The following is a 7878-nucleotide window of genomic DNA, read 5'->3' as shown; positions in this document are numbered from 1 at the left end:
GTCTCACTGGGATCAAGGATATCTCCGAAGCCAAACGAACGACGAAAACGACGCATGTCGGTCTGGACGCGGTTTAGGGCGCAAAGAAAGCATGTCACAGCGGACGCGGTTCAGCGCTTGGCCAGACGCAATGCCGTACTGGCGACTCTCCGGCTATTACTTCTTCTACTTCGCTGCGCTCGGCGCACTGGTGCCCTTTTGGGGGCCGTATCTGCAATCGAAGGGGTTCGACGCCCTGGCGATCGGCCAGCTCATGGCGATCCTGGTGGGCACCAAGATCGTCGCGCCGATGCTTTGGGGTCATATTGTCGACATCACGGGTCGGCGCATGCCGATCGTGCGTTTCGCGTCGCTGGTCTCGGCGGTGACCTTCCTCGGCGTCTTCCCGGCCGACGGCTTCTGGACCATTGCCGCGGCCATGGTCCTGTTCAGCTTCTTTTGGAACGCCTCGCTTCCGCAGATGGAGGCGGTCACCTTCAATCATCTGCGCCACCGGCCTGCGGGCTATGCCCTGATCCGGCTGTGGGGCTCGGTCGGGTTCATCCTGGTGGTTGCGATCCTGGGCGTTCAGTTGGAGTCGGCACCGATGAGCGTGGTGCCGATCTGGGTGCTGATCCTCTTCGTCGGCATCTGGCTCTCGACCCTGACCGTCCCGGACAGCGCACCCGTCACCGGGGAGCATGCCACCCCGTCGTTGCGCTCGATCCTGGCGCGTCCGGACGTCATCGCATTCCTCGCCGCCTGCTTTCTCATGCAGGCGAGTCACGGGATCTATTACGCCTTCTACTCGATCCATCTCGCGGCAGTGGGGTACTCGACCTCCGCGATCGGCGCGCTTTGGGCGCTCGGCGTCATCGCCGAGGTCCTGGTGTTTCTGGTGATGCGCAACCTGCTCGAGCGTTTCGGTGCGCGCCATGTCCTGATCTGGAGCCTGGCGATAGCGGTCGTGCGGTGGCTCCTGATCGGCGCCTTCGTCGCGATCCCGGCCGTTGCGATCCTTGCCCAACTCATGCACGCCGCCACCTTCGGCACCTTCCATGCCGCTGCGATCCATCTGGTTCATCAGTACTTCCGAGGACGCACCCAGGGGCGCGGACAGGCGCTCTACAACAGCCTGAGCTTCGGCGCGGGCGGGGCGCTCGGCAGTCTGATCGGAGGGTTGCTCTGGAGCGCCGAGGGCGCCGGGGTCACCTTCGGGATCGCCTCCGGTGCCGCGGCGCTTGGACTGCTTGCGGCCTGGCGCTGGGTGGATCGCTCCCCGACGAAGGTTGCCGGCCGTTAAACCGCGCCCGTTGCGGGATGCCTCGTTTGTTAGATCGGCTTGGCCGCGCCAGCTCCGACGATTGTCGGAGCTGGCGCGGTTTAAACGATTAAAAACATTGAATCTTAAACCGCGTCCCGCCAAGAGCCGTGGATGCGCCAAACGTCGAGCACACTCGACAACGAGCATCTCGCTCTGGACGCGGTTTAACGGGTCGCGTGTTATTCTATTTTCTTTCGCGGGTCTGCCGACGCCGCCAACCCTACCGAGCTCGCTCGGTTCGACCTCAGCCATCACAGCCATGTCAGTCGATCAAGGTCCTTTTCAGATCCTTCCGGGTCGACGTTACCCCAACGGGGCAAGCGTCGAAGACGACGGGGTCAACTTCTCCGTGTTCAGCCGCCATGCCTGCGGCGCCGAGCTGCTTCTCTATCGGAGCGCGGACAGCCCCGAGCCCTTCCAGGTCATCCGGCTGGACCCGGAGGTCAACCACACGTTCTTCTACTGGCACGTCCTGGTTGTGGACCTGCCGCCGGGAACGCACTACACCTGGCGCATGGACGGTCCGTTCGAGCCCCGTGCCCATGGTTGGCGTTTCGATGCCGGAACCGAACTGCTCGACCCCTGGGCGCGTGCCGTCAATCTCTCGCACTGGGATCGCTGGAATCGCCTGAACAACGGCGTGAAGCCGCATGACTCGCCCCGCGGCCTGGTCCTCGCGGAGGAGTACGACTGGGAAGGCGACGCGCCGATTCGCCGTCCGACCGAGCAAACCATCATCTACGAGCTTCATGTCGGCGGTTTTACGCGGCATGCCAACTCGGGCGTGCATCATCCCGGCACCTTCCTCGGTCTGATCGAAAAGATCCCTTATCTGCAGGACCTCGGCATCACCCATGTCGAGCTGATGCCGGTCATGGCGTTCGACGAGCAGGACGTCCCGCCGGGCGTCTGGGAGGCGGGGCTGCGCAACTTCTGGGGTTACAGCAGCTTCGGCTTCTTCTCGCCCCATCCCGGTTACTGTGTCACGCCCGAGCAGGGCACGCATCGGCGCGAGTTCCGCGACATGGTCAAGGCCCTGCACAAGGCCGGGATCGGCGTCATCCTGGATGTGGTGTTCAATCACACCAGCGAGGGCGGCAACGGCGGTCCGACCATGAGCTTCAAGGGGCTCGGAAACGAGACCTTCTATTGCCTGGATACCCTCGACAAGGGCATCTATCTGGACTTCACGGGCTGCGGCAATACGGTCAATGCCAATCACCCCGTCGTGTCCCGCTTCATCATCGATGCCTTGGAGTATTGGGTCCGCGAGATGCACGTGGACGGGTTCCGTTTCGATCTCGCCAGCGCCATGGCGCGGGACTCCGACGGCCGGCCGATGTCCAATCCGCCCGTGCTGTGGGCGATCGAGCTCTCCGATACGCTCAACGCCTCCAAGATCATCGCCGAGGCATGGGACGCCGCCGGCCTGTATCAGGTCGGCAGCTTTCCCGGCTATCGCTGGATGGAATGGAACGGTTGCTTTCGCGACAGTGTGCGGCGTTTCGTTCGCGGCGACCCGGGGCTCGTTCCGGAGATCGCAACCCGGATTGCAGGCAGCAGCGACCTCTATCAGGCCAACCTGCGTCAGCCCATCAACAGCGTGAATTTCGTCACCTGCCACGACGGCTTCACCCTCTGGGACCTCGTCTCCTACGAGCGTAAATACAATCGCGCCAACCGCGAAGAGAATCGCGACGGGACCGACAATAACCTAAGCTGGAATTGCGGGGTCGAGGGCGAGACCGAGAATCCCGAGATCCTCGCGCTGCGTCGGCGTCAGGCCAAGAACCTCTTGACCCTGATGTTCATGAGCCAAGGTATCCCGATGCTCTTGGCCGGAGACGAGGTGCTGCGCACCCAGCAAGGCAACAACAACACCTGGTGCCAAGACAATCCTCTGGGCTGGTTCGACTGGTCGTTGGTCGAGCGCAATGGCGACATGCTGCGGTTCGTGCGCGGATTGATCGCCTTGCGCAAACGTCATGCGAGTCTGCATCGCCGCCACTTCCTGTCCGGTCAGCCGCGCAACGGCAGCGATCTTCCGGATGTGGTGTGGCACGGAACCACGCCGGGCAATCCGCCTTGGGGCGACCCGGACGCTCGGGTACTCGCCTTCACCTTGGCGCGGGCGCGCCAAGACGACGACTTACTCTGCGTGCTCATCAACATGGATGCGGATGCGAAACGCTTCGAGATCCCGACGCTCGAGCAGTGTCGTTGGTACACCGCGCTCGACACCGGACGGGCCAGCCCGACCGATCTTATCCCGCCAGAGGATCAGATCGTGCTCGAAACAGCCTCCGTCCTGGTACGCTCGCGCAGTATTCAGATCTTCGAGGGACGCTGACCGAGGAGAATCAAAACGAGCGCCGATGCTCCGATGGCGTAGGATGGGTAGAGCACAGCGAAACCCATCACTACCCGGCGCCGACGATCCATCCAGGCACCCTGACTGTGGTGATTCATGACTCGGACCGACATTTATCACGCCCTCGGGTTGCACATGCACCAGCCGCCCGGCAATCTGCGCCTCCTGATCGATGCCAATCCTTGGCAGGCCGAGGAGATCATCCGCTGCTACGAGCGCGTGCCGCGCTACGCCCTGCAGTATCGCGATGTCGCGCGACTTCATGTCGGTTTCTCGGGAATCCTGCTCGAGCAGCTTCTCGATCCCGAAATTGTCGATCGGTATCGTCACATCGTCGATATCCCGGAGATGCTCGGACGCTACCGCGAAGCCGACAACATCGAGCTGATCGGCATGGGTTACTCCCACCCCATCTTCCCCTTGATTCCGCATGCCGATTGGTCCGAGCAGCTTGCCTTGGGGCGGGCGCAGATGGAGCAGGCGTTCGGCCGTGCCCCGCGCGGCTTCTGGCCCCCGGAGATGGCCTTCACCATGGCGATGATCCCGGCGCTGGTACAGGCCGGCTACGACTACGTGGTTGTCGACGGCGTGCATGTCCGCCCGGAGGACGGCATCAGCGACATCTTTCGCCCTTACATCGCGTGCCACGATGGCGTCTGCATCAACGTCGTCCCGCGCGATCGCGATGTCTCCAACGCCCAGGAGAGCGGGCTCAATCCGCGTTGGTTTCGCGACGAGGTCCTGTGGCGGACCGCAGGCTCGCCGCGGCCGGACGAGAGACGACTGGTCACGACCTGGTCGGACGGCGAGAACGGCGGCTGGTTGCGCCAGACCCACGAGCCATCCGGATTCTTCGGTCACTTCTTCGCGCCTTACATGGAGCAGGTGCGCGACGGGACCTGCCCGATCATCCCGGTCCGTCTCGCGGACTATCTCGGTCGGGTGACTCCGACCGCCTACGCGCAGGTCCAGACCGGCGCATGGAATGTCGGATCCACATCCGGGGAGGATCTCTCCCAGTGGGCGGGAACCGAGCGTCAACGCGAAGCCGTTGCGGACGTGGCACGCCTGAGTGCCCGCTATTGGCAGCTCATGCGTGGATCTGCGGACGCGACCGCTCCGTGCGGCGAGCCCCTGTCGCGTGCCCGTCGTTTCATTCTCGAGGCCGAGACCAGTTGCTTTCTCTTTTGGGGCGATTCCTGGATCCCGTACCTGCAAGCACGTACCCATAACGCATCGCTTGCCTTGGACGAGGCGGAGATCGCGCTCGTGCAGCTGTCCCATGCCGATGCGGCCGGGCTTGGCTTGGGCGGCCTCGCGGAGTGAAGCGGGCGCTCGTTCCACGGTTTCCCTTACGAGAACGCGGGACGCGTCTCGTGCTCGCGAGCGCGGGGGACGGCGGAATATGCGCCTTCTGGCACCTCTCGGGAGACGATCTCATCCCCGCCGCGGCCGGTTTCGGGCGCGAAGGCCCTACGCCGGTGCCCGTGCTGCGTCTGCGGTGTGTTCATGCCGGTGGTACCACGCAGGTGCAGGAAGTCACCCTGCAATTGCGTGGCCCGGGCGGCCACGGGGAGCAGGTCTTTTCGGTCGATGCACAGCCGGCACGGTATGACGCCGAGCTGGGCCTGAGCGATGCGGCCGGTGGTTGGGTGATGCTCGCCCGATCCAACGTCCTTGATCACGGCGCGCGGGTCGATGTCCGCTTCTCGACCGTCGAGAGCATCAGGACACCCTCCGGTGCGATGACCGAGGCTCCGGCGCCGGCTGCCACGCCGCGAACCGATCCTCCGAAGTCGGGATCGGCGACGCCGCCGTCGTCAACGGCACGCGATCCGATGGGCGCGCGATCTGCCGTTTCCGAGCAGACCGGAATCCGCGCCGTCGACGTCTTGGCCCGGCGCGGTGCGCGCCTTGATCCCGGGGCTGGTCGCGATCCGGATCGTGTTCCCGATCACGAGTCCACGCCGTCCGCCGAGCTCCCGGTGCAGCCCGATCGCTCCGGCCAATCGCCGAACCGCCCCCCGGATTCCGAGTTTCCACCGTCGCGCGACGCCGTATCGGCATCGCAGAGCGAAGGTGCCAGACCCGAGCCGGCTCACTCCCCCGAGCAGCGTTTGAGCCCATCACCCACAGCGCCGATGCGCTACGGCCAGCCGACACCCGGCGGCGCCGAGCTGTTGATCGAGGCCGAGCTGCGCGTCAACGGCTGTGCTGCACCCGGCGCACTGATCGATCTCTTTGGACACCCCTACCGCGTCGGACCGGGAGGCCGTTTCCAGCTCGTCGTCCGGGTCGATGATCCGGATTTGATCAAGCGGGCTTTCGAGCTGAATCCGCCGGACTTGCCCGATCGCCCGGGCGACGCCTGAGTGCGCAGGCGAGGTGGGCGCGGCCATCCGGGAGAGTATTGCCGGCGTTGTTGGCGGTTCGGCATCGACCTTTCTCCTTCTCGCTCACACCTCCATCTCCTCCGTCGAAGGCGACGTCGAAACCGGGAACAAGGGGTACCTCTGATGATCGGATCAAGATCCAACACTCTGCGCACGACGACCCTGGTCTGCGCCCTTCTCATGTTGTTCGGAGGGACCGAAGCGATGGCAGTCGAGGAACCCGATTACACGATCGTTCGGACCTTTGCCGATTTCGAGCTTCGTCGTTATCCGCCCTATGCGGTTGCTGAAACCGAGGTCGCGGGCCCCTTTGACGAGGCTGGGAATCAGGCGTTTCGCATCCTCGCCGGATACATCTTCGGAGACAATCGCGCGGACACCAAGATCGAGATGACGGCGCCGGTCAGTCAACGTCCGGCAGCGCGCGAGGGCGAGCGCATCGAGATGACGGCACCCGTGGTGCAGCGCCCGGCGAGCGGGACCGAGGGCGAGACCTTCGTGGTCAGCTTTGTCATGCCGAATCGGTTTACGCTGGACACCCTGCCCGAGCCCGTCGACCCGCGTGTACGGTTGCGTGAAGAGTCCGGCAAGCTGATGGCCGCGCGGCGCTATTCCGGACGCTGGACCGAGACGCGCTATCGCGAGAACGAGACACGTCTCCTGCGTGCCGTCGAAGAGGCCGGCCTGAGGCCCGTCGCCGCGCCCGTCTATGCGCGCTACAACTCGCCCTTTTCGCTTTGGTTTATGCGGCGAAACGAGGTGATGGTCGAGGTGGCGCAGACCGGGTCGAAACCCTGATCGGCTCGGCTCGGAGTCGAGCCGATCGGAGCTCGGCCGGAGCGAGGCGCTTGTCTCGCCCACTCGAACGGCTTCAGGTGGATTCGGCGGATTGCTCGGAGAGGGTCGGCGCGGCGCCCGGCGTCGCAGCCTGCTCCTTTTCCCGCGCCGCGGCGTCCTCGCGCCGGATCCGGCGAATCACGGCGAGCTGCCACAGACAAAAGCCCATAGCGCTGCCGAAGAACAAGACGGCCTGGAGTGATTTGAAGGTGGAGTATTCCATCTGGGCTCCGTTTGCCTGAATCGCGGTTTGACGGTTGGTGATCGAGCCGCCGGCTTGCGCAGATAGGACCGCGCGGCTCCTCCAAGATCGTTTCAACCGGACCGCGACTCAACGCTGGCCTTGTCATGGAAATCCGCAACGACGTCGGGCGCGCTTCAGTCCCACATCACATAGGCGTTGTCCGCCGCCGCTGCGCTCAGCAGCTCGATCAAAGGCAGTGCACGGTGCGCGAGACTCACGTATTGGCCCTCTTTGCCGTCTTGCGGAGCAGCTTGAGTATCGTTCGGAATCGGGTCCAGCGGCTCTTGTGCATGCTCCTCCACCGCGGCCTTGAGTTTTGCCAGTGCCGCCGGGATGTCCTCCGGCATGAGCGCCCCGGGGACCTTGCCGCTTTGCCCCATTAGTTTGAGGAGCGTGACGGCCACGTCACCGAACATCGTGATATCGGCATACGCCTTGGTTCGAAATGTCACCAGCATGAGAACCTCGATCGGGTTGAGTCTGTCCAGGACGGACGGTTGCTCAGGATAGCGCAACTCGCCGCGGCGAGCGCGTCGTCCACGCGATGGCCTAGGGCGCGGATCCCGAGCCGCCCGGAACCCTTTCAATCCGAGCGGCAGGCGCTAGAATGCGGTGCTCGGGGCCGCTTCAGGGATCGCACGGCCCACCCGCCGATCTCAGTTAAACGGCGTCCAGAGCGAGATGCTGACTTTCGGGTGAGCTCGACGTTCGGTCCATCCACTGTCCTTAG

Annotated in this window: 7 protein-coding genes; 5 read left to right on the top strand and 2 right to left on the bottom strand. The window is 64.2% G+C overall.

Annotation, left to right across the window (positions count from 1 at the left end; translation table 11 throughout):
* Window positions 1-130: 130 nt before the first annotated feature.
* The 5 genes from GPT33_RS15280 to GPT33_RS15260 all read left to right on the top strand — a co-directional run bounded on the left by GPT33_RS15280 (window position 131) and on the right by GPT33_RS15260 (window position 6865).
* Entirely contained in the window at window positions 131-1282 is a 1152-nt protein-coding gene (locus GPT33_RS15280; RefSeq protein ID WP_296810447.1) for an MFS transporter, read from the top strand.
* A gap of 280 nt (window positions 1283-1562) precedes the next feature.
* Entirely contained in the window at window positions 1563-3653 is a 2091-nt protein-coding gene (gene glgX / locus GPT33_RS15275) for a glycogen debranching protein GlgX (protein ID WP_296810444.1), read from the top strand.
* A gap of 117 nt (window positions 3654-3770) precedes the next feature.
* On the top strand, window positions 3771-5000 hold the full coding sequence (locus tag GPT33_RS15270) for a glycoside hydrolase family 57 (protein ID WP_296810441.1): 1230 nt from the start codon (window positions 3771-3773) through the stop codon (window positions 4998-5000).
* Window positions 5001-5050: 50 nt separating this feature from the next.
* Entirely contained in the window at window positions 5051-6046 is a 996-nt protein-coding gene (locus GPT33_RS15265; RefSeq protein WP_296810438.1) for a hypothetical protein, read from the top strand.
* 144 nt (window positions 6047-6190) lie between these two features.
* Entirely contained in the window at window positions 6191-6865 is a 675-nt protein-coding gene (locus tag GPT33_RS15260) for a heme-binding protein (RefSeq protein WP_363929410.1), read from the top strand.
* A gap of 73 nt (window positions 6866-6938) precedes the next feature.
* Here GPT33_RS15260 and GPT33_RS15255 read toward each other — a convergent pair whose 3' ends face one another.
* Both GPT33_RS15255 and GPT33_RS15250 read right to left on the bottom strand, forming a co-directional pair.
* Complete coding sequence (locus GPT33_RS15255; RefSeq protein ID WP_296810435.1) at window positions 6939-7127, bottom strand: hypothetical protein; 189 nt, start codon at window positions 7125-7127, stop codon at window positions 6939-6941.
* 155 nt (window positions 7128-7282) lie between these two features.
* Window positions 7283-7606 carry a DUF1840 domain-containing protein gene (locus GPT33_RS15250; RefSeq protein WP_296810432.1) on the bottom strand — a complete coding sequence of 108 codons (324 nt, stop codon included), beginning with the start codon at window positions 7604-7606 and terminating at the stop codon, window positions 7283-7285.
* Between the last annotated feature and the right edge of the window lie 272 nt (window positions 7607-7878).

This window comes from Thiocapsa sp., assembly GCF_011390875.1.
GTDB lineage: Bacteria > Pseudomonadota > Gammaproteobacteria > Chromatiales > Chromatiaceae > Thiocapsa.
The sequence above is the reverse complement of the archived record's forward strand: the minus strand, read 5'-3'. Positions and strand labels throughout refer to the sequence as shown.